The organism is Arthrobacter sp. 9V, assembly GCF_902506065.1.
Lineage (GTDB): Bacteria > Actinomycetota > Actinomycetes > Actinomycetales > Micrococcaceae > Arthrobacter.
Genome location: NZ_LR732912.1, coordinates 739,089 through 764,075, shown reverse-complemented (window position 1 = coordinate 764,075; position 24,987 = coordinate 739,089). Strand labels below are relative to the sequence as shown.

22 protein-coding genes and 2 pseudogenes are annotated in these 24,987 nt (G+C 63.2%); 10 read left to right on the top strand and 14 right to left on the bottom strand.

What is annotated here, in order from left to right:
* Nucleotides 1-80 precede the first annotated feature (80 nt).
* Nucleotides 81-524 carry a hypothetical protein gene (locus BACI9J_RS03640; RefSeq protein WP_236558378.1) on the top strand — a complete coding sequence of 148 codons (444 nt, stop codon included), beginning with the start codon at nt 81-83 and terminating at the stop codon, nt 522-524.
* A gap of 64 nt (nt 525-588) precedes the next feature.
* Complete coding sequence (locus tag BACI9J_RS03635) at nt 589-1,119, top strand: hypothetical protein (RefSeq protein ID WP_159733209.1); 531 nt, start codon at nt 589-591, stop codon at nt 1,117-1,119.
* A gap of 8 nt (nt 1,120-1,127) precedes the next feature.
* Here BACI9J_RS03635 and trhO read toward each other — a convergent pair whose 3' ends face one another.
* Nucleotides 1,128-2,024 (bottom strand): oxygen-dependent tRNA uridine(34) hydroxylase TrhO, encoded by an 897-nt coding sequence (trhO, locus tag BACI9J_RS03630; protein ID WP_159733208.1) that lies wholly within the window; start codon nt 2,022-2,024, stop codon nt 1,128-1,130.
* 161 nt (nt 2,025-2,185) lie between these two features.
* Between trhO and BACI9J_RS03625 the strand changes: the two genes are divergently transcribed.
* On the top strand, nt 2,186-2,878 hold the full coding sequence (locus BACI9J_RS03625) for a GNAT family N-acetyltransferase (RefSeq protein WP_201296498.1): 693 nt from the start codon (nt 2,186-2,188) through the stop codon (nt 2,876-2,878).
* Between the two features lie 83 nt (nt 2,879-2,961).
* Nucleotides 2,962-5,304, top strand: a complete 2,343-nt coding sequence (locus tag BACI9J_RS03620; protein WP_159733206.1) for a DEAD/DEAH box helicase — start codon at nt 2,962-2,964, stop codon at nt 5,302-5,304.
* A gap of 48 nt (nt 5,305-5,352) precedes the next feature.
* On the opposite strand, the gene BACI9J_RS03615 is transcribed toward BACI9J_RS03620, so the two are convergent.
* From BACI9J_RS03615 to ssd, 7 genes are all read right to left on the bottom strand, one after another.
* Nucleotides 5,353-5,715: an Rv3654c family TadE-like protein gene (locus BACI9J_RS03615; protein ID WP_159733205.1), complete on the bottom strand. Its 363-nt coding sequence runs from the start codon at nt 5,713-5,715 to the stop codon at nt 5,353-5,355.
* The gene (locus BACI9J_RS03610) at nt 5,712-6,098 is read right to left on the bottom strand and encodes a TadE family type IV pilus minor pilin (RefSeq protein ID WP_159733204.1); all 387 of its coding nucleotides are present in this window, start codon (nt 6,096-6,098) and stop codon (nt 5,712-5,714) included. The genes BACI9J_RS03615 and BACI9J_RS03610 overlap by 4 nt, the downstream gene beginning before the upstream one ends.
* Nucleotides 6,095-6,538, bottom strand: a complete 444-nt coding sequence (locus tag BACI9J_RS03605; RefSeq protein WP_159733203.1) for a DUF4244 domain-containing protein — start codon at nt 6,536-6,538, stop codon at nt 6,095-6,097. The genes BACI9J_RS03610 and BACI9J_RS03605 overlap by 4 nt, the downstream gene beginning before the upstream one ends.
* 159 nt (nt 6,539-6,697) lie before the next feature.
* Complete coding sequence (locus BACI9J_RS03600; protein ID WP_159733202.1) at nt 6,698-7,294, bottom strand: type II secretion system F family protein; 597 nt, start codon at nt 7,292-7,294, stop codon at nt 6,698-6,700.
* Entirely contained in the window at nt 7,294-8,091 is a 798-nt protein-coding gene (locus tag BACI9J_RS03595) for a type II secretion system F family protein (RefSeq protein WP_201296497.1), read from the bottom strand. Before BACI9J_RS03595 ends, BACI9J_RS03600 begins: the two co-directional genes overlap by 1 nt.
* Complete coding sequence (locus BACI9J_RS03590; RefSeq protein WP_236558377.1) at nt 8,088-9,413, bottom strand: TadA family conjugal transfer-associated ATPase; 1,326 nt, start codon at nt 9,411-9,413, stop codon at nt 8,088-8,090. Before BACI9J_RS03590 ends, BACI9J_RS03595 begins: the two co-directional genes overlap by 4 nt.
* Nucleotides 9,410-10,555, bottom strand: coding sequence for a septum site-determining protein Ssd (ssd, locus tag BACI9J_RS03585; protein ID WP_201296496.1), 1,146 nt, complete (start codon nt 10,553-10,555; stop codon nt 9,410-9,412). Before ssd ends, BACI9J_RS03590 begins: the two co-directional genes overlap by 4 nt.
* 154 nt (nt 10,556-10,709) lie before the next feature.
* Here ssd and BACI9J_RS03580 point away from each other — a divergent pair, with 154 nt between their 5' ends.
* A complete protein-coding gene (locus BACI9J_RS03580; RefSeq protein WP_159733201.1) occupies nt 10,710-12,401 on the top strand; it encodes a bifunctional 3'-5' exonuclease/DNA polymerase in 1,692 nt (563 codons plus the stop codon).
* Nucleotides 12,402-12,586: 185 nt separating this feature from the next.
* Entirely contained in the window at nt 12,587-12,787 is a 201-nt protein-coding gene (locus tag BACI9J_RS03575) for a YegP family protein (protein ID WP_159733200.1), read from the top strand.
* 66 nt (nt 12,788-12,853) lie between these two features.
* Here BACI9J_RS03575 and BACI9J_RS03570 read toward each other — a convergent pair whose 3' ends face one another.
* The 3 genes from BACI9J_RS03570 to BACI9J_RS03560 are packed head-to-tail and all read right to left on the bottom strand — an operon-like array spanning nt 12,854 to nt 15,953.
* Entirely contained in the window at nt 12,854-13,531 is a 678-nt protein-coding gene (locus BACI9J_RS03570) for an NUDIX hydrolase (protein WP_159733199.1), read from the bottom strand.
* Nucleotides 13,528-14,322: an endonuclease III gene (gene nth, locus BACI9J_RS03565; protein WP_159733198.1), complete on the bottom strand. Its 795-nt coding sequence runs from the start codon at nt 14,320-14,322 to the stop codon at nt 13,528-13,530. Before nth ends, BACI9J_RS03570 begins: the two co-directional genes overlap by 4 nt.
* An 11-nt stretch (nt 14,323-14,333) precedes the next feature.
* Nucleotides 14,334-15,953, bottom strand: a complete 1,620-nt coding sequence (locus BACI9J_RS03560; protein ID WP_159733197.1) for a hypothetical protein — start codon at nt 15,951-15,953, stop codon at nt 14,334-14,336.
* Between the two features lie 722 nt (nt 15,954-16,675).
* Here BACI9J_RS03560 and acs point away from each other — a divergent pair.
* Nucleotides 16,676-18,409, top strand: a pseudogene (acs, locus tag BACI9J_RS03550) (acetate--CoA ligase); the annotation flags it as partial.
* Here the strand turns inward: acs and BACI9J_RS03545 are convergent.
* Nucleotides 18,406-19,045, bottom strand: a pseudogene (locus tag BACI9J_RS03545) (gfo/Idh/MocA family oxidoreductase); the annotation flags it as partial. The pseudogenes acs and BACI9J_RS03545 sit on opposite strands and share 4 nt — an antisense overlap.
* A gap of 365 nt (nt 19,046-19,410) precedes the next feature.
* On the opposite strand from BACI9J_RS03545, the gene BACI9J_RS03540 reads away from it, so the two are divergent.
* The 3 genes from BACI9J_RS03540 to BACI9J_RS03530 all read left to right on the top strand — a co-directional run bounded on the left by BACI9J_RS03540 (nt 19,411) and on the right by BACI9J_RS03530 (nt 22,487).
* Nucleotides 19,411-20,199 (top strand): DeoR/GlpR family DNA-binding transcription regulator, encoded by a 789-nt coding sequence (locus BACI9J_RS03540; RefSeq protein ID WP_159733195.1) that lies wholly within the window; start codon nt 19,411-19,413, stop codon nt 20,197-20,199.
* Nucleotides 20,200-20,350: 151 nt separating this feature from the next.
* Nucleotides 20,351-21,124 carry an ABC transporter ATP-binding protein gene (locus BACI9J_RS03535; RefSeq protein ID WP_159733194.1) on the top strand — a complete coding sequence of 258 codons (774 nt, stop codon included), beginning with the start codon at nt 20,351-20,353 and terminating at the stop codon, nt 21,122-21,124.
* The gene (locus tag BACI9J_RS03530) at nt 21,117-22,487 is read left to right on the top strand and encodes an FtsX-like permease family protein (protein WP_236558375.1); all 1,371 of its coding nucleotides are present in this window, start codon (nt 21,117-21,119) and stop codon (nt 22,485-22,487) included. Before BACI9J_RS03535 ends, BACI9J_RS03530 begins: the two co-directional genes overlap by 8 nt.
* A 90-nt stretch (nt 22,488-22,577) precedes the next feature.
* Here the strand turns inward: BACI9J_RS03530 and BACI9J_RS03525 are convergent, their stop codons facing one another.
* Together BACI9J_RS03525 and BACI9J_RS03520 are read right to left on the bottom strand one after the other, a co-directional pair.
* Entirely contained in the window at nt 22,578-23,597 is a 1,020-nt protein-coding gene (locus BACI9J_RS03525) for a LacI family DNA-binding transcriptional regulator (RefSeq protein WP_159733193.1), read from the bottom strand.
* A 14-nt stretch (nt 23,598-23,611) separates the two neighbouring features.
* Nucleotides 23,612-24,811, bottom strand: a complete 1,200-nt coding sequence (locus tag BACI9J_RS03520; RefSeq protein WP_159733192.1) for a Gfo/Idh/MocA family protein — start codon at nt 24,809-24,811, stop codon at nt 23,612-23,614.
* Between the last annotated feature and the right edge of the window lie 176 nt (nt 24,812-24,987).

Here is a 24,987-nt window from a genome sequence, read left to right as displayed (position 1 = left end):
GGCGGCACGCTGTGACCCGGGATGCCGAACGTGCCCTATGTGGACAATGACCCCCGCTTGAACCCGGTAGCGTTGGATGCATGCTCAACTCTTCCTCCACAAGGCGCCGCGCGGGCCTTGTTGCCATAACCGCTGCAGCCCTGCTGGGAGTCTGCGGCTGCCAGGCACCGGTCAACATCGAAAACGCGGACGTTCCTGCCTGGAAGGAAAAGGTTCTCCCTGGGGCGGGCGGCGTGGTGTTGGAGGATTCCGGAAAAATCCTCAACCGGGACCCGTTGGTCAAGGAGTCCCCCGCCATACCTGCCGGAAGCTACACGTTGACCATGGCCTGCGATGGTGGCGGCAAGGCTTACTTCGCCGTTTCTTCGGGCGGCAACAAGATCGCGGATGCGGCCGCAGCGTGCAATGGCAGCCTTGACGTGGTGAAGGTCAAAGTACCCGTTACCGGCACTCTCAGTATTTCCACGAGCAGCGTCGATGCCCCGCTGATCTTTGCCTACCAGGTAGTCTCTGCAGCAGCCTAGTCCTGGGGCATACCCACCCCTGACAGGCCTTTGGCCAGCCGCTGTACGGGCGTAAAGTCAGTCCATGGGCAGCAAGGCAGCTCGCTCGGTGATGCCGCGACGGTCGGCAAGGACCGCCGTCGTGATTCTTGTTGCCCTGAGCTGCAGTCTGGCGGCCTGCGAATACACCTATGACGAGACCGGAAGGCCGGAAGCGGGCCCCACCTCCACTGCCGGCAATGTGGTTCTTCCTCCCGATCCGGCGCTGGAGGAAACAGTCACCGGCGAGGCGCTCGAAGAGTGGACCAAACTGGCATTGCCCGAGTCCCAAGGGCAGTCTTTCTATTCAAGTTCCGGCTACCTCAACCCTGGCGAGTCGAAGTCTGAGCAGACGGTGCAGTTGCCGGGTGGAACCTACGCGGTGACGCTGGCCTGCCGAGGCACGCGGCGGGTGACGTTCAGCGTCGCATTGGGCGAGGCCAAGCTCGTGGACCTGACCCTGGGGTGCGCCAACGCCCGGGTGAGCGTAGTCCAGTTGGAAAAGGACGCCATACTTTCCATCACGGTGGGGTCCAGATCGGACGCAAACTTCGCGTACCGGGTGAGCCGGCTCTGACCAAGGCCTCAGGCGGCTTCGCAGCCTCCGGGGCATCGGAGCGTTTCAGGGCTGGAGGCACATTCCGCGCAGTACAGGGTCAACGTACGGCAGCTGAGGTTTGAGCAGTTCTCGAACTTGTTGGTGGGCGCAGCGCAGCGGACGCATTCACCGATCGTTTTGGCTTCCTCACTGAATTCGACGTGCATGCGTTTGTCGAAGACGTACAGCGAGCCTTCCCACAGGCCCTTATCCTTGAAGGTTTCGCCGTAGCGGACAATGCCGCCGTCAAGCTGGTACACCTCTTTAAAACCCCTGTTGACCATCAGGCTGGACAACACTTCGCAACGGATGCCGCCCGTGCAGTAGGTCACGATGGGCTTGTCTTTGAGGTCGTCGTACTTGCCGGACTCGAGTTCCTTGATGAAGTCGTGCGTGGTGTCCACGTCCGGGACGATTGCGTCCTTGAACTTGCCGATTTGTGCTTCGAACGCATTGCGGCCATCGAAGAACACTACGTCTTCGCCAGTGGTCTTTTTGGCATCCACCAGCGCGTGAAGTTCTTCGGGTTGCAGGTGCTTCCCGCCGCCCACCACGCCGTTGGCATCCACTTTCAACTCACCGGGCGCTCCGAATGACACAATCTCATCGCGGACCTTGACGCTGAGGCGCGGGAAGTCGGCGGCGCTACCTTCCGACCATTTGAAGTCGATGTCGTGGAAACCCCTGTATTCACGGGTGGTCTTCACGTACTGCTTCATGTTGTTCAGCTCGCCGCCCACCGTGGCGTTGATGCCGTCCTTTGATATCAGGATCCTGCCGGTCAGCCCCAGCTTTTCGCACAGGGCGCGCTGCCACAGACGCACGGCATCGGGGTCCGCGATCGGGGTAAAGCCATAGAAGAGCACAATTCGGTTCAAAGCCACTATTAAAGGGTACTTGGTGCAGTAAAATCCTTGCGTTTCGCGCGACTTTCCGGGCCGGCATGGCTGCGGGCCGGCAGGCGGGAAGTCACAATTCCATAAGCAACCATCGCCGGGCTGACGTGGCTCTGTTGCTTCATGGTGCGCTGGCATACTCTCTCTACATGAGTCCAGACGCCTTGGTTGAAGACATTGCGCACCTCTTGGAAGTCTGGGTGGCCGGCTGGTCCGGCTGCCGCGGCTATGAACTACGCCAAGAGGGCCGCTTCCCTGCCGCACTTCGCGCCGACAAAACCGGTGACTGGGAGTATTTCGCCCATGATCCATCCGATGATGAGTTCGCTGCCTTGGCCGACAAGACGGCAGAGGCCCCCACCCGGATCCTGACGGTCCTCACCAACGATGTGCAGCGGTACAAATACCTTGCTGAACAGCGCGGACTGACCGTGACTTCGGCATCCCAGACCATGATGATCGTGGACATGGAAACCCAGGATGCCGAGGATCCCTGGCTCCCGGACGACGATTTGGAACTCGCCACCTCAGAATCAAACGGCGTCCATTACGCAGTGGTCCACTCCGGTGAGCAAGTAGCTGCCAGCGGCCGGGTTTACGTGGTCAATGGCACGGCCATCTTCGACAAGATCGTCACCGAACCTGATTTTCAACGCCGTGGCCTGGGCAGCTTCATTATGAAGGCCCTGGCGGCGCAAGCCTTCGCGCACGATGTGGAGAACGGCCTGCTCCTGGCATCGCTGGACGGCCAAAAGCTCTACTCCCATCTGGGATGGGACGTGGTGTGCCACGTCCTCATGATGTCCGGCGGGACCGAAGGATCGGACCTGTCAGGAGCATAGAAAGCTGCGAATAACAGCAATGCTCGACGGCGGCGCCCCCGGGTGCCGCTGTTGGTGTGCCAGCTCAGTGACAGAATGATTCGGTGGCTGCACCAAATTCATTGATCTCCCTGCTGGGCCGGACACCGGACCCTGAGCAGCTGCGCCATGTCCACACCATCCCCGCCCGCAAAGCAGTCAACGAGCCCTGGCCAGGCTGGGTTCACCCGGATGTTGTGGCAGCCTACGGCAGTCTGGGCATCCACGAACCGTACCGGCACCAGATCCAAGCGGCAGACCTCGCCCACTCCGGACAACATGTTGTGATCGCCACGGGAACTGCCTCCGGGAAGTCGCTCGCCTACCAGTTGCCCGCGCTGGATGCGATCCACCGTTCCGAGCTCCGGGTCCTCTCAGACCCCGGGAAGATCCACGACGACGGTGCGGTCACCCTGTACTTGTCCCCCACCAAGGCCTTGGCAGCAGACCAGCTCGCAGCGATCCGCTCGCTGAAGTTGCCCACGGTCCGGGCTGAAACCTATGACGGCGATACTGATGTCTCGGCCCGACGTTGGATCCGCGATCACGCTAACTTCATCCTGGCCAACCCGGACATGCTGCACTTCGGGATCCTTCCCAACCACACTTGGTGGGCCCGGTTCTTCCGCCGGCTGCGCTACGTCATCGTGGACGAAGCCCATAGTTACCGTGGTGTGTTCGGTTCGCACGTGGCCAATCTGATGCGACGCCTCCGCCGGATCTGCGCGTACTACGGCGCGGGGACCTCCTTCCCTGAGCCGGTGTTCATTGCCGCTTCCGCCACAGCCTCGGACCCCGGGGTTTCGTTTGGGCGGCTCATTGGTGCCCCCGTCCGGGAAGTTTCTGAAGACTGCTCACCGCATGGTTCCACCACGGTGGCCTTCTGGGAACCGGCCCTCACAGACGTCAAAGGTGAGAACGGCGCCAAGCAGCGGCGAACAGCAGTTGCTGAGACTGCGGATATCCTGGCGAACCTCGTATCGTCGCGGGTCAGGACCATCGCGTTTATTAAGTCCCGTCGCGGTGCCGAATCCATAGCTTCCATCACCAAGCGGCTGCTGGATGAGGTGGATCCCAGCCTTCCCGGGCGAGTGGCCGCCTACCGGTCCGGGTACCTGCCCGAGGAACGGCGGGCCTTGGAACAGGCGTTGAGATCCGGCCAACTCCTGGGAGTATCCAGCACATCCGCTTTGGAACTCGGCATCGACATCTCCGGTCTTGATGCCGTGCTGGTGGCAGGATGGCCTGGCACGCGGGCTTCCCTCTTTCAGCAGATCGGCCGGGCAGGGCGCGCGGGGCAGGATGCCATTGCCGCCTTCGTGGCAAGCGATGATCCGCTTGATACGTACCTGGTGAACCACCCGGAAGCAATCTTTGATGTTTCCGTGGAGGCCACCGTCTTCGATCCCGGTAATCCTTATGTCCTTGGGCCACACCTGTGCGCGGCCGCGGCCGAGTTGCCGATCGGACCAGCGGAGCTCGGTTTGTTCGGTCCCACCGCTGAAGGGCTCCTTGATCGTTTGGTGGTTCAGGGCTACCTGCGCAAGCGGCCCGCGGGATGGTTCTGGACGCACCCTGAGAGCGCTGCCGGAATGGTGAACCTCCGGGCCGACGGGGGTGGACCCGTGAGCATCGTGGACGCCGAAACGGGGTCCCTCCTGGGAACCATGGATTCGCCGCAAACCCACTATCAAGCCCACACGGGTGCCATCTATGTCCACCAGGGTGACAGCTATCTGGTGGAGGACCTCAACGAAGCCGATCACTGTGTCATGGTGCGCAGGGTCAACCCCGATTTTTACACCACGGCCCGCGATGTAACCCAAATCGAAGTCCTCGAAACCTCCCGCTCGGTTCAATGGGGGGACATCACCGTGCACTTTGGTGACGTCAAAGTGACTACCCAAGTGGTCTCCTTCCAACGCAAAGCCTTGATTTCCAACGAGATCCTCGGCGAAGAACCCCTGGATTTGGGAGCCAGGGACCTCTTTACCAAGGCCGTCTGGTTCGTGGTGGACAACCGTTCCCTGCACGGAGCCGGGCTGGTTGAAGCGGAATTCCCGGGAGCGCTGCATGCGGCTGAACATGCTGCAATCGGGCTCCTCCCCTTGGTAGCCTCCAGCGACCGTTGGGACATTGGTGGCGTCTCCACAGCCCTGCATGCCGACACCGGGGTACCGACGATTTTCGTTTACGACGGCCACCCCGGTGGTGCCGGCTTCGCTGAACGTGGCTTTGAAAAGGCCAAGATATGGCTGACGGCCACCCGGGAAGCCATCAAGGCCTGTGAGTGTGATGCCGGCTGCCCCTCCTGCGTTCAGTCCCCAAAATGCGGCAACAAGAACAACCCGTTAGACAAGGCAGCCGCCATAACTCTTCTTGACGTCTTGTTGAAGGACGCCAGCTGACGTGGGTTCGTGTCACAGGATGCCAGCCAGCGAAGGCGCCTGATCCAGCTAGGGAGGAGGCCCGGCCCGTGCGCGGCCGGTGGCTACGCCCCACTGGAAGGGATGGGCCAGCTCCGTTTCAACATCCACCACGTCCCCGCCGGTCACCGTGCAGGACGTGATCTTTGCGTCCTGTTTTCCCGCCACTTCTGCTGCCACGGAGCAAGGTTCCCCGGAGCTTAGCCCCCGGGCAGCATCTGCGGCGGCCAGCGCTGCAAGATCAGCCGCAGACGCTGCCCGGGATGCCATCACTCCGGCCTCAGCCAGGAGAAGCAGTCCCAGCAGCAGAGCGATGACCACCGCCACCAAGGCAAGGGCGAGCACGGTTCCAGCACCGCGTTCATGCTGACTGTTTGGCCGGAGCGTTTTCACGGGGTGCCCGCTTCTGCCCGTGCGGTTGCCGATGCCTTCAGCGTCCAGGGGATGAGCGGTCCCAAGGCCCCTCCCACCGGCGAGGAAGCAGTCACCGTAACCCACTCGCCGTCGTCAATCGTTGACGATGCAACGCTCTCGCCGGCAAGGCGCTTGACGATCCCGTCCACGGACCCGGAGGCCTCACCCCGGGCCGAGGCGCGCGCTCCCGCCCTTGCCGCATCCTCCAGCCGGAGCTGGGTGATACCTGCGGCGCCACCTGCCAGCAAGAATGCCAGGAGCAACACAACAGCGGGCAAGGCGACGGCGAACTCCGCAGTGACGGCACCCCCTTCCTGCGCATTCCGGGAGGCTCCCCCGCTGGCAGGCAGCACACGTGTCATGGCAGGGACAACGCAGTACGGATCAGGTTCAGCAGGAAGCCGCGGACTTCCTCGCTGCGAAGAATGACCACCAGCAAGCCTGCGAGGCCTACAGCGGCAAGTGTGGCAATGGCGTACTCGGCGGTTGCCATGCCCACTTCCGAACCCATAAGCCTTGTCTGTGTGCTTGCCCTTGTCCACGTTCTTGTCCAGAAGCCATCGTCCTCAAGACGCCCGTCGCCGGGCTCCCCAACGTCCTCCAGGCCAAGGCCCAACTGCGGGAGTTCGTCTTCAGGATCGAAGGGCTCAAGATCGTTAGGTTCGAGATCGTACTCGAAGAGTTCGTCATCCTGGGTTGTCGCCGGTTTCCCGGAGAGATCACCAGGGACTTTTCCGGTAGCCGGCCGATCCCGGCGCATTTCACTGAGGGGGCCAGGAAGGGTGGTGGATAGAGTTCTCACGGTGGGTTTCCTTTCAAGAAGCGCCAGCTCTTTGCCGACAAAACCGACTCTTCCGTGGTCCGGAGAAGCCCGAAAGAAGGCGGTCTCTGCAAGTGGATAACCCGTCAGGTCCGGCGGGTTGTGGAGGAATGGTTGCGCCTGGGAGGCCCTCATCACGTTTCAACCTGAAGGAAGCATGGCGATCAGGACCGGGACGATGCCAAGGCAGATAAAAGCGGGCAGTGAACACAGACCCAGAGGAACTACCAGCCTCACGCCCAGAGCAGCTGCGCGCTTCTCCGCGGCCCGAAACTGCTCACGCCGTTCCCTGGCCGCTTGTGCGTAGAGGATGGACGCAGACGGCGCGCCGGTCAAGGCTGCGAAGGCCAACGCATCCTTAAGCCGGACTACTTCAGGGGCGTGCTTGCCGGGCGTCCTCCAGGCAGTCTCCCAGTCGGCACCTATGGCAAGCGCAGCAACAACGGGCTGCAGCGATTGCCTAATGGGAGGTGAGGCACACTTTGCGATGAGTTCCAGTGCCCGCCCGATTCCAGCTCCGGCGTCGAGCATTGAAGCCACCAACTCCAGCATCATGGCCGTATCGCGGAGCCCGTCCCCACCCGTGTGGGCATGGGTAGATGCCGATGACTCCTGGGCTGTTGCAGTTCCCCTTCCCCCGGAGAGTAACTGCAACCTCGTCCGTTTGGGTGCGGCGAAGATCAGGAATGCGGCCAACGCCATGACCGCGATCATCACCAACACCGGGGTCCTGTACATCAGTGGCCCCCGGCGGCAGAGGCGACCAGTCGCGAGGACCAGACACGGCCGGCAGCCGTGAGGAGGAGTCCAGCCGCGAACGTGGCAACTCCCAGGAAGTTGTTCAACAAGATTCCCAAGGGATCCACACCCAATGCCATCCCCAGTCCAAGCCCGAACACCGGCAGCCAGGACAACAGCCGAACGGTAGCCTTGGGCCCTGCGAGCGCCGTTTGACGGGCTGCTTCGGAGTCTTCTTCGGCCTCCAGCTGGGCTGCAAAGCGGGTGAGGAGGTCAGCCAGGGGACAGCCGCTGGTCTCCGCGATGTCCAGGCAGGCTGCCAATTCCATCCACACCCGGCGCTCAGAACTTCCTCGCCGCGGATACGTCTTTGCTGCAGCACTTCGGATGGATTCGGCCGGAGAGTTACCTACCGTGGAGGCTGCCCGCGCTGCTGCGAGAACTTTCAGTGATTCGTTGGATAGCCCGGCGCTCCCTTTCTGTGCTGTGGGACCGCTGCCGCCGACCATGGTCTGCCGTGATCCATGGACGATCCATAGCTCTTCCCAGAGCCGGAAGGCCCCCCGGCCGCCACGCAGGAGGGCTGCGAGCTGTTGCACCATCACCACAAGCGACAACGGCTCGGGACGCTTTCGCCGCCCTGGACGTAAAAGCCACGATCGTTGCCGGGGGTGGTAGCGCCTGCTCCGGCCCGCCGGTACCCCCAGTCTCATGAGGAGACGCCGGGTACCTGCCCGGCGCCCGCCGAACTGCAGCCAAGCCGCGAGCGCCGTCATCAGAACGAGGGCGCCGATCATGAACCGTCACCGAAACTGAGTGTCCGCAAAGGCCGTGACTCTGCTGAGATCCGGTGGGTCGTCCGTGCCCTGCGTCCAGGCAGATCGGGTTGTGGTGGCAGGGGGTCCTGATGCGGCAGCACACTGTCCACCTGCAACGTCGCCAGCGAAAGCCGGGCTGCGAGTTCAGGCCACGCCGGCCCCGGCGCCATTCCTGTGCGGGTCCAGCTGAGGGCCGGGATCACCTTTTGACCCTCCACGGTATCTGTCACCACCCCGATGGAGGCCACCTTCCGTCCCGACGATGTCCGGTCCACGTGGATCACCACATCAAGGGCGCTGGAGACCTGCAACCGTACGGCTTCGGCGTTCAATCCTGCCAAGGCGCCGAGTGCCACCAACCTAGCCGGCACGGCTTCGGCAGTGTTGGCGTGAATGGTCCCGCCGCCGCCGGTGTGACCGGTGTTGAGGGCGGTCAGCAATTCACGGACCTCGGCACCACGGCATTCTCCTACGATCAACCTGTCCGGGCGCATGCGCAGTGCTTGGCGGACCAGTTCACCGAGGTCCAGGGCACCCCCGCCCTCGAGGTTTCCGTGGCGCGATTCCAGCGTCACAACATGCGGGTGCACGGGGTTGAGCTCTGCAGCGTCCTCTATCAGGACCAAACGTTCAGCCGGATGGCTCAACCCGAGCATGGTGGAGAGCAGGGTTGTCTTCCCTGAGCCTGTGGCACCGCTGATGAGAAAGCTGAGTTTGTGCGCCATGACAGCCCTGAGGACCGACTCGACGTGCTCTGAAAACATGCCGCGTTCCCTGAGCTCGGTCAGGGTAAACACTTCATCCCGACGAATGCGAATGGACAGCAGCGTCCCTGCCGTTGATATCGGGGCGAGGACCGCGTGCACCCGGTATCCGCCGTTGAGCCGGACGTCCACACAGGGAGAACCGTCATCCAATCGCCTTCCTCCGGCTGAAACCAGGCGGATGGCAAGCGATTTGATCTGTTGCTCGGCATCGAAGTGAACAGATGAACGTTCCAGACCGTTCCCTCTGTCCAACCAGACGGAATCCGGGCCGTTGACGAAGATGTCCGTGACGGCAGGATCCTGTGCCAGCGGCTGGAGAGGACCCAATCCGTTGAGTTCGGCACTGATGGATTCAGCCGCCTCCAACGCTCCTGCGGTTCCCAGTATTCTGCCGCTTGCCTGTACTGCTGCCGCAACAGTAGATGGTGTTACCGGTCCGCTCCCCGCAAGCACTGATTCCCGTACCGTTTCAAGGAGAACCGAGTCCAGCCTTCGGCCCTGCCGGCGGCGGGTGCCCTCGGCAAAGAGGCTCATTGACTGGTGCCGTTCAATTCCAAGACAGAACCGGCGAATCGGCTGACTGATTTCCGGCGCCCGAGTTCCAGGAGTCGCCCCAGCTCAGTTCCGGCAGCAACACCACGGATCTCCGGCAGGACCCCTAGGAGCGGCAGTCCCAGTGACTCCGCGATCAGTGGAGCATCCACCGAACTGGTGCCGCTTCCACGGACCAGCAGTCCGGCATCAACGGGAGGAAGTTCATTGAGGACACGCGTAGCCGCCACTGCAGATTTGAGGTGGGCCTTGGTCAGCACCAGGATCCTGTCGCAATCCCATGCCAGTGTGCCCAGCCCCTCCCCGGTACGGCCAATATCCACGAGGATGAGTTCGAAGCTCCGGCGTGCGGCGTCAACAACAGCAGCCACGGCACCGGCCGCAGGGACCTGGACCGGTTCCCGCGTCCCGGGCCAGGACAGGTAAGCGAAGCCTCCGGCAACGGGCAGTGAATCCCGGAACTGGGAAGGATCAATGCTGCCCCGGGTTTCGGCGAAATCCGGCCACCGGAGGCCCGGAATTTCTTCGGCCGTCACTGCCAGCTCAAGGCCACCACCCCAGCGGTCACCATCGATGAGCACGGTGCTGATGCCATGCCCGGCCGCAGCCTGGGCAAGCCAGATTGCAGTGGTGGTAGCTCCTGCCCCGCCACTTCCAGCGATGATGCCCATAACGATGCCCCCGGGGTCCGGGGAGCCGGACATGCTCAGGTGTTCAGCCAGCCAAGCGGCTGCCTCGGGAAGGACGGCTACCCGTTCAGCTCCCAGTGAGGCGGCCAAACGCCATAACTGGTCACCTTCAGAGCCTTTGCCGAGCAGCACAGTGGGAGCCCTTCGTCTGGGAGGCAACTCGCGAATATCGCTGCCCACCAACACGACGTCCGCGTTGTCCCAGCCGTGGACAGCTTCCGTCACATCCACAGCCGTTCTGAGACTTCCGCCTGCGGCAGCGACTATCCGTTTGGCCTCTTCCTGAAGGTAAGGGTCTCCGGAAACCAGCAGGATGCCTACGGCTTCGTGTGGCACCCAGGACCCGTCCGCATCCACTTGCACATTTTGCCCGTAACTCCGGGTGGTCTGTTGGGGGTGTCCGGGTTGCCTATGCCGACGATCTCGCTTGCTCATGGCCTCCACACTGCGTGAATCGGCAGATCAAGATAAGGCTCAAATGCCCCTATGTGCACAACCTTGCCGGGCCGGCGCTGTGGAGGAACAGTCACCTCCGGGCAAAAGCACACAAGCACCACAGCACACCCCCGTACAAGGCAGAATGGAGACCATGTATTTGCTGCTCGCCGCCCACCAGGAAGGCGCAGCCATACAAAGGATCTCCCCCACCGGAAAGGCGACTGCTGACCCCCGCGTGGTCAACCGCGGTGAGTTGCCCGGCGTCGTGCGTGAACTGGAAGCCCAGCGGCCCCGCTGGGTGTGGCATCGCGCCCAGGACTGGTATCCGGACCTGCTGACCCACGGGATAGAGCTGGAGCGTTGCCACGACCTCTCGCTCTGCGGAGCCATTCTTGCCCACTCGGAGTTCACGGCCCACACGGATTATGCCGAGCATGCGGTCAAGCTCACGCAGGATGATGACTCAATGCCGCCGCGCGCCCTTCAGCCACCACCCCCGCCCGCGGATCAAGGCGCGCTCTTCGAGGATCTGTCCCCGACCAGCCCCAAGGCCGGGCTGGTTGAGCTGAAGGAGGAGTTCGCGGCGCAGCAGCACGCAATTTCCCAGGTCTCCGAGGACCATCAGCAAAGACAACGCCTACAACTACTGCTCGCTGCTGAGTCGGCGTGCGCGATCATTGCCGTTGAGATGCAGCACTCCGGTGTCCCTTGGCGCGAAGAGCTGCATCAGCAGATCCTTGCCGACGTTCTGGGTCCCCGGCCGCCGCTTGGCCACAGACCCCCTGCCCTGGAGGCTCTTTGCGCCGAACTCAGAAGCATCCTCAACTCCCCCAGCCTCAACCCGGACTCCCCGCAGGACCTGATGCGCGCCCTGCACCGGAACGGGATCGAAGTGAAAAGCACCCGCCAGTGGGAGCTGCAGGAATCGAAACATCCGGCCATCCAGCCCCTTCTCGCCTATAAGAAGCTTTCCCGGTTACACACCGCCAACGGCTGGTCCTGGCTGGACTCGTGGGTGCGTGACGGGCGGTTCCATCCCGAATATGTGGTGGGTGGAGTCGTGTCGGGTCGCTGGGCTTCCCGGGGCGGCGGGGCCCTCCAGATCCCGCGGAACATCCGGGCTGCTGTCCACGCGGATCCGGGCCACAAGCTTATAGTCGCCGACGCCTCCCAACTGGAGCCGCGCGTCCTCGTGGCGCTGGCCCAGGACACCAAAATGGCGGAGGCAGCCAGGGATAAAGACCTCTACGCAGGCATTGCAGCCCAAGGCTTTGGTGGCGACCGTGCCAAGGCGAAAATTGCCCTGCTGGGGGCCATTTACGGTGCCACCACGGGCGAGTCGGGCAGGCTCATGCCGCAGCTCACGCGAACCTATCCACGCGCCGTCGGCTTTGTAGAGCAGGCAGCTCGTGAAGGCGAGGCAGGCCGGACAGTCACTACGCGGCTAGGCAGAAGCAGCCCGCCTCCGTCAGCCGGCTGGTTGCGGAGCCAGCAATCCACCACGGCCGAGGAACAGCGCCGCGCCGACAATCTGGCCCGGTCCCGGGGCCGGTTCACACGCAACTTCGTGGTGCAGGGCTCTGCTGCTGAGTGGGCTGCCTGCTGGTTGGCGGAATTACGACGGCGGCTGCGCACCTTACGCGCTGAGGGATCCCCCAGCGGGGAACTGGTGTTCTTCCTCCACGACGAAGTGATGATTCATGCCCCCGAGGACGCCGTTGACGCGTGCATCCGCGCGATCGAAGAAGCGGCAGCGTCAGCGAAGGAACTAATGTTCGGGCGGATCCCCGTGGAATTTCCGGTGAGCCTGGCTGTGGTGGATTCCTACGACAAAGCGAAGTAGCCGGACCATAGCCGGAAGCCCCGGCACTATCCAGTCACATCTCGCCATATGAGCCGGGATGACCTGTCATTGACCGGTACTGCCAAGTAACTTTAGTTCGGCCCCGGTTCTGGATACTTTCACTATGTGGATAGTTTTGCTGGTCCACATTTGTGCAGGGAAGCATCACAAGGGGGAAGCATTCGATGGCTGGCAGGTTTGAAATTCTCAAGGACAACGCCGATGGTTACAGGTTCCGCCTCACCGCGGCCGACGGAACCGTGGTGGCTGAATCACCCACGTTCAAGCACCTCGAGGGAGTGGTGGCAGGCATCAATGCCGTACGGGAAAACGCCGCAACCGGTCTGATCGTGGACCGCTCCGCCACAGCCCGCAAAGCGGCCTGAATAAGGCCGCCCAAACAAGGCCGTCCAAACAGGGCAGCCTGAACAGGGCAGCCTGGATACGGCTGCCTACAGGTCGATATCCTGCAGCTTGTCCTTATCCCAGGGAACGGTCCAGCCCAGTTCGTCGAAGAGGCCGCTGAGGACCATCCCCGTGAAGCCCCATACCAACACGCCGTTTACGGTGAAGCCGGGGCTGGTGTACGTGCGGCCGAACCGGGAGATGGTGGCAGTGACACGGTTGACTGGATCCAGGAGATCGCGCACGGGCACCCTGAAGACCTGCGCGGATTCGGCGTAGTCCACCACGCGAACGGGCGATGGCGCATCCCACCAGCCCAGCACAGGTGTTACCCGGAAGTTGCTACGGATAAGACCGAGTTCCGGGATGACGCCGAGCACCCGGACACCGCTTGCATCCAGCCCGGTCTCTTCCACGGCCTCGCGAAGCGCTGCAGCCACCACCGATTCGTCTTCCGCATCCACGCTGCCGCCCGGGAACGCCACTTGTCCGGGGTGGTCGTCGAGGGTGTGGGCCCTTTCGAGCAAAAGGACATCAAGGTCCGCCGGCGCGATGGGGCGATCCGACTCTGCAGGGATGTTGTCCAGCACACCGAAAAGCATCAGGACTGCCGCGGCACGGTTGGTCTCCGGCGTGACGGGTAGCTTCTCCCAAAGTGCCGAGTGCTGTTGCTGGCCCTCTTCAAAGCGGGTAACCAGTGCGGACAGTTCCTCAAGCGCGGTCACCCGGGCCTCCTTTGCGATTCCATGCGGATCTCCGCGGCCCTGTGCGTTTCAGCCAAGAGTTTTCCGAGCAGGGCTTCGTTGCCGGGCGCGAGCTCGTACTTCAGCAGCTTGGCGGCCTTAACGGGATCCGTTTCGCCCTCGCCGTAGCTCGGGCAGAGGCTCGCCACCGGGCAGGCACCACAGGCCGGCTTCCTGGAATGGCAGACCCTGCGCCCGTGGAACACCACCCGATGCGAGAGCATGGTCCAGTCGCGCGGTTCAAATAATTCGGCGACGTCGAACTCGATCTTCACCGGGTCATCCGAGGCCGTCCATCCAAAGCGGCGGGCCAGCCTGCCAAAGTGCGTGTCAACCGTGATCCCGGGAACCCCGAAAGCATTGCCCAAAACCACGTTGGCGGTTTTGCGCCCGACCCCCGGGAGTGTCACCAGATCTTCCAGACGTCCCGGGACCACGCCGTCGTACTCATCAACCAACCGGGTGCTGAGCGCCAAAACGTTCCGCGCTTTGGCCCTGAAGAAACCCGTGGGCTGAAGTATGGTCTCCAGCTCAACGGGATCCGCCTCGGCCATGGCGCGGGCGTCGGGGTACCGGGCAAACAGGATCTTGGTGACCTGGTTAACCATCACATCAGTGGTTTGCGCAGAGAGAACCGTGGCCACCACCAGCTCAAACGGGTTCTTGAAATCCAACTCCGCGTGCGCGTAGGGATACTTTTCAGCGAGAACCCTGTTGATCTTGCGTGCCCGGCGTTTGAGCGCGAGCAGCGAACCAGCTTCAGCGATGGCCACGGGATCCCTGCTTAGCCGCGTTCGATGTTGCTGAGCTCCCGCAGAACCCCAACTTTTCCGTCGGTGTCCTGGACCAGGAATTCATGGCCCCGGTCCTCCAACGCCAGAACCCATCCACCGGGCTCGATGGTGAAGGCCGGGGCGCCGCTGTGTTCGTCATAGGCAGTCCGGGGCTGGGCCACAGCGAACCAGAACGCCTCATACTGGGGCCCATCGGATTCTTCAGGGCGGCTGGCCGGGTCCACGGTGGCCCCAATGGAGTCGCTTACCTTACGGGTGTCACCGGAGACGATGGGCGTTGCCATGGTGGCAGCCCACGGCTGTTGCGCCGCTGGCTGGTTCGGCTGCTGGGCGGCGGGCTGGCCCGCCTGTTGGGCGGCGTGCTGAGTGGCAGAAGGCTGCGCGGCATGCTGCGTGGTGGCGGGCTCGGCCGGCGCACCTGCAGCCGGGAACTGGGCACCCTTATCGCCGGACGCGCCAGCCGGTTCGGCCTTCTCAACCGATGACGTAGCGGGGGAAGCGCCGGATCCTGACGGCGAGGGCGCGCCTGCAGAGCCGAACGTTGCCTGCCGGGCAGCGGGCTCAGTGACGGCGGCGCCACCGGTGGCAGGGCTGCTGCTTGCATATCCGCTGCCATCCGCGGGTTTTGCGTCAGCCGAATGCACGACGGCGGAGGCTTCGGTTGCCGGCGATGACGTAGTTCCGTAACCAGCCGGCGGAGCGAAGGGGCTGGCACCCGTGGCAGCACCGGCACTCGGAGCGCCCGCGCCGGCAACACCGGAGGAAGCAGCCGCAGCACCCGGAGCACGGGAAACAGGAGTCTGGTAGCCGGGGGCTGATCCCTGCAATCCCGGGTTTGAACCTTGGTAGCCCGGTGTTGAACTCTGGAATCCGGGAGTCGAACCGGTGGAGTCGGAAGGCTTCGGCGTCTTGGGAGTTTTCGGCGCTTTGGGAGCAGCAGGCTTACGGCTGGGTACTGCTGCCTCGCGGGCAACAACGTGCGCCGGCGTTTCGGCACGGCCCTTGAAGTCGGCGGAAAGCCAAGGAAGATGCGGGGCCAGGACCGTCGCGGCCAGCAGGCCTACAGAACCAACGAGCCCCAACAGCACGCTGCCGTTGAACGAGTTGGCAATGGTCAAGAAGAACAAGGGGAACGCAAACGAGGCAGTCACGGACGCGAATTGGTCAACGGACAGCGAGCCAATGCGGACGATTGTTCCGGGCTGCAACCTGCGGGCTACGAAGAGTGCCACCACAACCAGCGGCAGGATGATGCCCAGCAGCAGGAAGAACAAGTTGCTCAGGTTCCAGAGGTTGTAGCGCTCCCCGAACATGGGCAGCAACGAGGCTACGAACATCAGGAGCGTGGAGCCGAAGACAGTAAGGTCCCGGATGGTGAACGGCCCGGCGACGGCCTCATACTTGCCGGAGTCACCCTGAGCCGCGGCGTTCTTTGAGGCGTCGTTCTTAACAGCCTCGTCCTTAATTGCAGTGTCCTTCTTCAGAGGAGCTCCGGAGATACCCCTCGCAGGATTCCCGGCAGCGTTGCCATCTGCAGCGGTGGCCGTTCCAGCCGCGGTGTCCGGTCCGTTCGGGTGTGAGTCGTGCGGGCCTGGGCTCAGCTGGTTCATCTATTTCTCCTTCGTACGGCGGCGCCTTGGACAGTCCGGCCCGGCTACCTCCGCGAAATTCCGCGAAGAACCGGACACGCCAGAAGTGCGTCCCAAGACTTATTCAGCCTATGCCACCCCACTGACAGGGTTCTAGCTGAAAACGGCCATACAGCTTCGCCCACAGCAAACTCCAAGGTTCCTTACAGATGGAGGCACGCAGTTACCACGCCGGCAGCGGCAACCGAGGTCCGCCGTCGTGCGTCATGTAAACGGTTCCCCACCGCACAATCCACCACTCGTCGCTAAATCGGCGCCGCTCACGGCCGTATTTGTGACGGCGCACACGCAGCACTTCGCTAAGCGATAGTGTTGATGGCGGACAGCACTTTGCGGACCCTTGAGGGACGCGCCCGACGCCGACGACGGCCCGGGCGGGAACCTCACGCCAGGATCCGCGCAGCAAAGATCGATGAATGATGAGGTTCACCATGTCCCAGGACACCACCGGATCCACGGCCACCGCTGCAGCGTCAACTGCTCAGAACGGTCCGGCCGCACACGTTGAGGCGCTTGAAAACCTCCTCCACGAGAACCGCAAGTTCGCGCCGTCTGCGGAGTTCGCCGCGAACGCCGTGACCAGCGCTGACGCCTACGCAGAGGCAGAGGCGGACCGTCCCGCGTTCTGGGCGAAGCAGGCCCGCGAGTTGTTGACCTNCTGAAGGAAAACGAAGGGTTTATACATGTCAACGGATATTGCCGCGATGTCAGCGGAAAACTATGTTCAGCAGGGTGAGGCGCTTGAAAACCTCCTCCATGAGAACCGCAAGTTCGCGCCGTCTGCGGAGTTCGCCGCGAACGCCGTGACCAGCGCTGACGCCTACGCAGAGGCAGAGGCGGACCGTCCCGCGTTCTGGGCGAAGCAGGCCCGCGAGTTGTTGACCTGGGACAAGGACTTCACCGAGGCCCTGGATTGGTCCAACCCGCCGTTCGCCAAGTGGTTTGTCGGCGGCGAGGTCAACGCGGCGTACAACGCTCTGGACCGCCACGTTGAGAACGGCCTGGGCGACCGCGTGGCCATCTACTTTGAAGGTGAGCCCGGGGACACCCGCACCTACACGTATGCGCAGCTGACCGAAGAAGTGAAGAAGGCCGCCAACGCTTTCGAGTCCCTCGGCGTGGCCAAGGGCGACCGCGTTGCCGTGTACCTGCCCATGATCCCCGAGGCCGTCATCACGCTCCTTGCCTGCGCCAGGATCGGGGCCGTGCACTCGGTAGTGTTCGGCGGCTTCTCCGCGGACGCCCTGCGTTCCCGGATCGAGGACGCCGAAGCCAAGCTCGTGGTCACCGCCGATGGCACCTACCGCCGCGGCAAGCCCAGTGCGCTGAAGCCGGCAGTGGACGAAGCCCTGTCCAAAGAGGGCCACACTGTCCAGAACGTGGTGGTGGTCAAGCGCAACGGCGAGGACGTCAACTGGGTGGAAGGCCGCGACCTCTGGTGGAGCGAAACCGTTGATAAGGCAGCAACCGAGCACACCGCCGTCGGGCACGACTCCGAGCACCCGCTGTTCATCCTCTACACCTCCGGCACCACGGGCAAGCCCAAGGGCATCCTGCACACCACCGGCGGCTACCTCACCCAGGGTGCCTACACGCACAAGGCCGTGTTCGATCTCCACCCCGAAACGGACGTGTACTGGTGCACCGCCGACGTCGGCTGGGTCACCGGCCACTCCTACGTCGCCTACGCTCCGCTCATCAACGGCGCCACCCAGGTCATGTACGAAGGCACCCCGGACTCCCCGCACCAGGGCCGTTGGTGGGAAATCGTGGAGAAGTACAAGGTCTCCATCCTGTACACCGCGCCCACTGCCATCCGGACATTCATGAAGTGGGGCCGGGACATCCCGGACAAGTACGATCTCTCCTCCATCCGCGTCCTGGGCTCGGTGGGCGAATCCATCAACCCCGAAGCGTGGATGTGGTACCGGAACGTCATCGGTGCCAACGCCGGCAAGAACGGTGAGAAGAAGGAACACCCAGCCCCGATCGTGGACACCTGGTGGCAGACCGAAACCGGCGCCCAGATGATCGCCCCGCTTCCCGGTGTCACCGCCACCAAACCCGGCTCTGCCCAGGTCCCGCTGCCCGGCATCGCCGTGGACGTCGTGGATGAAAACGGCCAGTCCGTGGCCAACGGCGAAGGCGGCTACCTGGTGGTCCGCGAACCGTGGCCCTCCATGCTCCGCGGCATCTGGGGAGACCCCGAGCGTTTCAAAGACACCTATTGGTCCCGCTTCGAGGCCATGTACTTTGCAGGCGACGGCGCCAAGAAGGACGAAGACGGCGACGTCTGGCTCCTGGGCCGCGTGGACGACGTCATGAACGTCTCCGGCCACCGTCTCTCCACCACGGAGATCGAATCCGCCCTGGTCAGCCACCCGTCCGTTGCCGAGGCAGCCGTGGTGGGTGCGTCGTGCACCTCGGCGTAGCCGGACACGAACGCGTCACGCAGGGACGGGTCGACGTCGGCCAGGCGCGGGTCGTCGAGGGACATCGTCGCCTGGGTGTCGATCTTGTCGCTGATGTCGTACGAGTCCTCCTTGTCCTGCCACACGCTCGTCTTCGCGAGCTGCTCGAAGCTGGCCTCGGTGCCGAAGTAGCGGAAGCGCGACTCGCGGATGTGCGACGGGTAGCCGACGCGACGCATCTCGTTGATGCGCATGACCCCGCCGTTGTCGAGCTCGAACAGGGCGGTGGCGTTCGAGAAGTCGTTGTCGAACTGGCTGACGTCCTTGTCGAAGACGCCGTCGCCGCGGTCGTCCTTCACGCCGATGCAGCTGACGCTGACCGCGTGCCCGGGGATCGCGCCGAGGACCCCGCCGACGGAGTGCGTCGGGTAGAGCATGGGCGGGTAGCTGGCGGTGCGCTTCCACTCGTCGCCGCCGCTGTACTGGTACGCGGCGTAGAAGCCGAGGTCCATGTCGTGCACGTAGTCGCCCTCGGCGTAGAAGACCCGACCGAAGGCGCCGGCGGCCACCTGCTTGCGGGCGAACACCGTCGCGGGGTTGTAATAGCTCGTCTCGCCCATCATGTAGGTCAGGCCGGTCTCGNAATCCAGCCTTGCGAACCCACTGATAGCAGGTGTTCCGGTTCAATCCGAGCCTAGCGGCGGCCTCTGTCACACTCGCTAATCGATCAAAAGCCCTGAAGAAAGCCTCCCTCTGCTCAGGGGTAGATCTCGCAAACTTCCGGGACTCCGAGGAAACATCGCTTAAATGCGGCACGGTCGTTGCAACTCCCAAAAATCTAGGGTGTTGCAACGACCGCTAGAACCCAAGCAGGCGAGCGGCGCCGTCGTGCGTTTAATCAGTTGCGTGACGCCGCCGCGACCACCGTCCCCCGCTGTTGGCACCCCGCATCCTAGACTGAAGCAGACTCAGCCCCACGTTTGACGAAGTTTCCCAGAAAGGCCCTGATGCTTCAGGCAGCACGCCACTCCGCCATCATCGACGCCGTGCAGCGCGAACGCGTGGTGCGGGTCTCTGACCTCGCTCAAATGCTGGGGGTCTCCCCCATGACCGTGCGCCGCGACATCGAAGCCCTCGAGGAAGCCGGCCGCGTTGAGCGCATCCACGGCGGAGCCAAACTTCCAGGCGATGCAAGCACCCACGAGCCCGGCTTCGAGCTCAAATCCACGCAACTGCCCGGCGAGAAGCACGCCATCGCGGTGGAGGCCGCGGCCCTGGTCCAGGAAGGCATGGCCATTGGCCTCGGTGCCGGCACTACCACATGGGCCTTGGCAAAGGAACTCGTCAACGGGCCCCGCATCACCGTGGTCACCAACTCGGTGCGGATCGCAGATCTCTTCCACCACGGCTCTTCCTCCGGACCGGCCCGCTTCGGGTCCACTGTGATATTGATCGGTGGCGAGCGGACGCCGTCGGATGCTTTGGTAGGCCCCATAGCCACGTCCTCGCTGAAGCAGCTCCACCTGGACGTCCTGTTCCTGGGAGTCCACGGCATGGACGCGCACGCCGGTTTCACCACGCCCAACCTGTTGGAAGCCGAAACCAACCGTGCTTTCATGTCGTCTGCCCGGAGCACCGTTATCCTGGCCGATCACAGCAAGTGGGGCGTGGTGGGCATAGCCTCGATCGCCCGGTTGGAAGAAGCCGACGAGCTGATTACGGACTCGCACCTTGGTGAGGACGCTCGGCGTGTACTGGCCGAAAATGTGGCCAAGCTGCGGATCGCCGAAGCCTGACCCAAGTAGGTGACAGATGACGTCGTTATGAGAGCTCATAACGACGTTATCTGTCACTTAGTTGGGTCTCATACCGCGGGTGGAGGCCGGCCCGCAGAGTTCAGCCGCGGGACTGACGCCGCGAGGTAGGGCCCGCAGGGATGCTGGATATATGAACGCCATCCTCCACGCCCAGCAACTCACCAAGTACTACCCCGGCAGCATCGCTTTGGACAACGTCCACTTCACCGCCAACGCCGGCCAGTCCATTGCGATCATCGGCCCCTCAGGCTCGGGCAAGACCACCCTTTTGCACTGTCTCGCCGGAATTTTGAGGCCCGACGCCGGTGCGATCACCTTGAACACGCCGTCGTCCGCTTTGCGTCTGGACACCTTGGGAGACGCAGCGTTGTCCCGATTGCGTCGGGAGGAGTTCGGCTTCGTCTTCCAGCAAGGCATGCTCCTGCCGGAGCTCACTGCGTTGGAAAACGTTGCTTTGGCCCTCATGCTCAACGGCACGGACCGCGCTACTTCCGAAAACCGAGCCGCCGAATGGTTGGCCGCACTTGGTCTGGCGGGGATGGAACAACGCCGTTTGGGTGAGCTCTCCGGCGGGCAGGTGCAGCGCGTGGCCATCGCCCGCGCGCAGGTCACCGGCGCCAGGGTGGTCTTCGCCGACGAGCCCACCGGTGCTCTGGACTCTGCCACCTCCAAGGAAGTCCTGGACGTACTCCTGCATTCAGTGGCCGCCAACGGCCGGACACTTCTGGTGGTCACGCACGATCCCAACGTCGCGTCCCGCTGCGAGCGCGTTGTGGAGTTGCGTGATGGCCGGATCGTGGCAGACAGCGCCGCCTCCGTTGCGGCTCCCGACTCTTCGGCGCCCGCCAGCCAGGCAACGCCGAACACACAGAACGCCAACCTCAAGGGTGCCTTCAATGTCTAGTCTCTCCATGGCCCTGCGTCTCACCCCATACATCGCCCGAAGCAATGCGAGCAGCTTCCGGGAATCGGGTCTTCGCGACGCCGGGCTTCCCGTCCTCGCTTTCGGGACCGTCACAGCCCTGCTGCTCATTGTGGCCGGAGGTTCACAGGTCTTCTGGTCCTGGTCCGATGACATTGCCGGTACGTACCAGGCCTTGGCCGTGGTGGCCATGGTGCTGCTCATCATTCCGTTGCTGACACTCGGTGCCTCAGCCGCCCGGCTGGCCGCCCGGCGTCGTGATGACCGGTTGGCCTCCCTGCGTTTGCTGGGCGCGAACAGCGCAACGGTGGTGTGGATGACCGTCATTGAATCCACCGTCCTGGCGGCAGTTGGCGCCTTGGCCGGCGCCGGACTCTACGCCTGTGTGGCGCCATTCCTGGGGCTGATCCAGTTCCGGGGCCAAGCAATCGGGAGTCATGCATGGTTGTCAGTTCCTTCAATTCTGGGCTGTGTTCTGGCCGTCTGCGTCCTCGCCGCGGCCAGCGCGGCGTTGGGGCTTCGGAAAGTTGTGGTGACGCCGTTGGGTGTACGGACCCGGCAAACGGCTGACGGCGCCCACTGGGTTCGCGGACTCATCGCAGCTGTGGTGGTGGTTGTTGGAGTGTTGGCGATGGGGATGCTCAGCAGTTTCGGTGCGTTCATTGTGATCATCGCCGTGATGGGCGGCTGCTTCGGGCTGGCTTTGCTGGCGTTGAACCTCATGGGACCGTGGATCCTGCGGCTGCGGGCGTCCTCGCAGCTCAAGCACGCCAAACGGCCCGAGAAATTGTTGGCTGCACGGACCGTCCTGGAGAGTCCCAAGGAATCGTGGCGGCAAGTTGGGGGCGTGGCGATGACCAGCTTTGTGGGGGTTTTTGTGGGTGTGGGCATGGCTGTGGCCGACTCCATGGGCACAGCCGGCGATACCGAGGCAACGCTGTTGGTGCGCGATATCAACACCGGGGTGATGATCACCCTGTTGGGCTCGTTCCTCATGGTTGCCTGTTCCGCAGGTGTGAACCAGGCTGCCGCAGTGCTGGACCGGGCCGCCACCTTGGTGGCCCTGGACCGGGTGGGCATGCCGCGGAAGCTCATGGTGGCCGCGCGGGTTAAGGCCGTGATGTCGCCGCTGTTCCTCGTGGCGGGCATTTCCGCTGCCGCCGCGGCCGTTCTGGTCCTGCCGCTGACCGGTGCTGCGCTGCTGACACAGCCCGTGGTGCTCCTGACCATCGGCGGAGTGTTTGCCGCCGGCTTCCTGCTGGTCAGGCTGGCCGTTGCAGCGGGAACGGCACAGATCAGCCAGGTCCTGGCCCGCCCCGAGCGCTACGCGAGCATGGACTCGTAACCCGGCCAGCCGCCGTCGTACCCTCCCGCGAGTTGGCAGTTCACACCCATGTTTTCCAAAAACATGGGTGTGAACTGCCAACTCGGCGGGCTATTTGCAGCCGCAGGACTGCCGGATGATCAGCTCGGTAGGGAGGATCTGGTGTTGCAGCTCGTCACCGCGGCCTTTGCCTACCAACGCCTGCACGGCGGCTTCGGCCATTGCTTTGACCGGCTGCGCAACTGTGGTCAGCGCGGGCCAGCTGTATTCGGAGTCCAAGGAGCCGTCGAAGGACACCAAAGCCAGGTCCTCCGGGACTCTGACTCCTGCCTCATGAAGTGCCCGCAGGATACCGATTGCCTGCATGTCGTTGCTGGCAAAGATGGCCGTGGGTCGGTTGGCCATGGAGAGGAAGCGCTTGCCTACCTCGTACCCGCCCGGACGGCTGAAGGGACCGTGCAGCATGGGCCCGTCCGGCAGTCCGGCGTCACGCAAAGTAGCCAGCCAGCCCACCTCGCGCCCGTCCAACTGATTGCCGGTATTGGTGCCGATTGCCAAACCGATGTTGGTGTGCCCGTGGCCAATCAGATGTTCCACGGCTGCACGCGCGCCTGCTGCCAGATCAACCCCTACGCTGTTGAGTCCCGGCGGTGAGCCTGCGTTATTCAACAAGACGGACGGGATTTCGGAGGCTTCCAGTTCCGTGACGTCGGGATCGAACACGCAGCTGGCCAGGAACACCCCGTCCACTTGCCGGGCAGCCAGGGTACGGATGTTCTTGCGTTCGCGCGTCAGGCTGCCGTCCGAGTTGGTAAGCACCATGCCGAAGCCGAGCTCCGCGGCGGCGTCCTCCACGGCATGGGCCAGCTGGGTGAAGAACGGGTTGGTGTTATCCGGAACCACCACGCCAATGGTCTCGCTGGACCCCAATTTCAGGGCACGGGCGGCAGCATTGGGCCGGTATCCGAGGACACGGATGGCATCGCGGACCTTGGCTTCGGTGGCCGGGGCCACGTTCTTGGGCCCACCGTTCACCACATAACTCACGACGGCGGTACTCACCCCGGCGTACCGGGCCACGTCTTTGCGTGTTACCGGGCTGCGCGAGGTTTGTACCGCCGAAGTTGTCATGGGGTAAATGCTAGCTACTCCACGGGAGCATCACCGAAGTCGCGGATGGGGAGTCGCTCCCCGCCGCGGAGCGCGGACTCATGGGCGATGATCCCGGGCAACGTGAAGCGGGCAGCAACCCAGGCATTGACGGGAGGAAGGGTGCGGTTGTTCACGGCCGTCACGAAGTCGTCCACCAGGAATTGATGGCTTCCTTCATGCCCGTTGGGTGCGCCCAGGAACTCTTGGGGAAGCCTGGACTGATCGTGCACCGGAGCCAACCCGGAAATGAAGGCATCCCGCAACTCCGGCGCCACGTCTGCCAAGGAAGGATCGTCCAGGGACATGGTGGGTTTGGTTTCCACTTGCTCGGATACATCTTCCACAGTGGATTTGTCCTGCCACACGGTAGTGGTGGCAAGTTGCTCAAAGCTGGCTTCGGTGCCGAAGAAACGGAATCGGGACTCTCGAATATGGGAGGGGTACCCCACCCGGCGCATCTCATTGGTGCGCATCGCACCGCCGTCGTTCATTTCAAACAACGCCGTGGCGTTGGAGAAGTCGTTGGCGAACATGCTCACGTCCCTATCAAAGACCCCATCACCACGCTGATCTTTCACACCGATGCAGCTCACGCTGACCGCATGCCCGGGGACGGCACCGAGCACGCCACCGATTGCGTGCGTGGGGTAGAGCATGGGCGGGTAGCTGGCCGTTTCCTTCCACCGCTCTCCCCCGCTGTACTGGTAGGCCTCGTAGAACCCCAGGTCCATGTCGTGGACGTAGTCGCCCTCGGTGTAGAAGATCCGACCAAACTTGCCGGCTGCATGCTGCTGCCGGGCGAAGACCGTGGCGGGGTTGTAGTAGCTGGTCTCGCCCATTGCGTAGACCAGCTTGGTCTCACGCACTGCCTGGATGATCCGTTCGATCTCCTCTTCGGAGATGGCCATGGGTACAGCTGAGTAGACGTGCTTGCCGGCACGCAGAGCCCGCTCAACCAGCGGCCCGTGAGTCCAGCGCTGCGTGAAGATGGCCACGGCATGGACGTCGGACTCCAACAACTCCTCAAAGCTGCCCATCACGCCATCCAGTCCCCAGCGCTCCTTCGCCGCAACGGCCCGCTCAGGGAGTTCATCTATGGCATAAACCGCGCTGACGCCCGGGTGGAGCTTGAACAAGTGGGCGAACTGGCTGCCGAACTGTCCGGCACCCACTACTCCGATCGAAAACGTCATTGTTTACCTTCCCTGGGCTGCCGAAGCAATCTCCGTTGGTGTCCATATTTGATGTGTTGTCGAGTCTGGCACCAGGATCTACTCGAGTCAACAGAAAGAACATAATTGAACATTTTTCACCAAAAGTTTAGTCCAGCTCTTGCTATGCTCGAATCTACTCGTGTAGATTTCCATCC

Excerpts from the sequence above, each read along its gene's own strand:
- BACI9J_RS03530 (WP_236558375.1), top strand. The coding sequence starts at position 21,117 with ATGTCTAGTCTCTCCATGGCCCTGCGTCTCACCCCATACATCGCCCGA.
- ssd (WP_201296496.1), bottom strand. The coding sequence starts at position 10,555 with ATGAGCAAGCGAGATCGTCGGCATAGGCAACCCGGACACCCCCAACAG.
- BACI9J_RS03580 (WP_159733201.1), top strand. The coding sequence starts at position 10,710 with ATGTATTTGCTGCTCGCCGCCCACCAGGAAGGCGCAGCCATACAAAGG.
- BACI9J_RS03535 (WP_159733194.1), top strand. The coding sequence starts at position 20,351 with ATGAACGCCATCCTCCACGCCCAGCAACTCACCAAGTACTACCCCGGC.
- BACI9J_RS03595 (WP_201296497.1), bottom strand. The coding sequence starts at position 8,091 with ATGATCGGCGCCCTCGTTCTGATGACGGCGCTCGCGGCTTGGCTGCAG.
- BACI9J_RS03625 (WP_201296498.1), top strand. The coding sequence starts at position 2,186 with ATGAGTCCAGACGCCTTGGTTGAAGACATTGCGCACCTCTTGGAAGTC.
- BACI9J_RS03635 (WP_159733209.1), top strand. The coding sequence starts at position 589 with ATGGGCAGCAAGGCAGCTCGCTCGGTGATGCCGCGACGGTCGGCAAGG.
- BACI9J_RS03590 (WP_236558377.1), bottom strand. The coding sequence starts at position 9,413 with ATGAGCCTCTTTGCCGAGGGCACCCGCCGCCGGCAGGGCCGAAGGCTG.
- BACI9J_RS03640 (WP_236558378.1), top strand. The coding sequence starts at position 81 with ATGCTCAACTCTTCCTCCACAAGGCGCCGCGCGGGCCTTGTTGCCATA.
- BACI9J_RS03520 (WP_159733192.1), bottom strand. The coding sequence starts at position 24,811 with ATGACGTTTTCGATCGGAGTAGTGGGTGCCGGACAGTTCGGCAGCCAG.
- BACI9J_RS03540 (WP_159733195.1), top strand. The coding sequence starts at position 19,411 with ATGCTTCAGGCAGCACGCCACTCCGCCATCATCGACGCCGTGCAGCGC.
- BACI9J_RS03525 (WP_159733193.1), bottom strand. The coding sequence starts at position 23,597 with ATGACAACTTCGGCGGTACAAACCTCGCGCAGCCCGGTAACACGCAAA.
- BACI9J_RS03610 (WP_159733204.1), bottom strand. The coding sequence starts at position 6,098 with ATGACACGTGTGCTGCCTGCCAGCGGGGGAGCCTCCCGGAATGCGCAG.
- BACI9J_RS03560 (WP_159733197.1), bottom strand. The coding sequence starts at position 15,953 with ATGAACCAGCTGAGCCCAGGCCCGCACGACTCACACCCGAACGGACCG.
- BACI9J_RS03575 (WP_159733200.1), top strand. The coding sequence starts at position 12,587 with ATGGCTGGCAGGTTTGAAATTCTCAAGGACAACGCCGATGGTTACAGG.
- BACI9J_RS03600 (WP_159733202.1), bottom strand. The coding sequence starts at position 7,294 with ATGTACAGGACCCCGGTGTTGGTGATGATCGCGGTCATGGCGTTGGCC.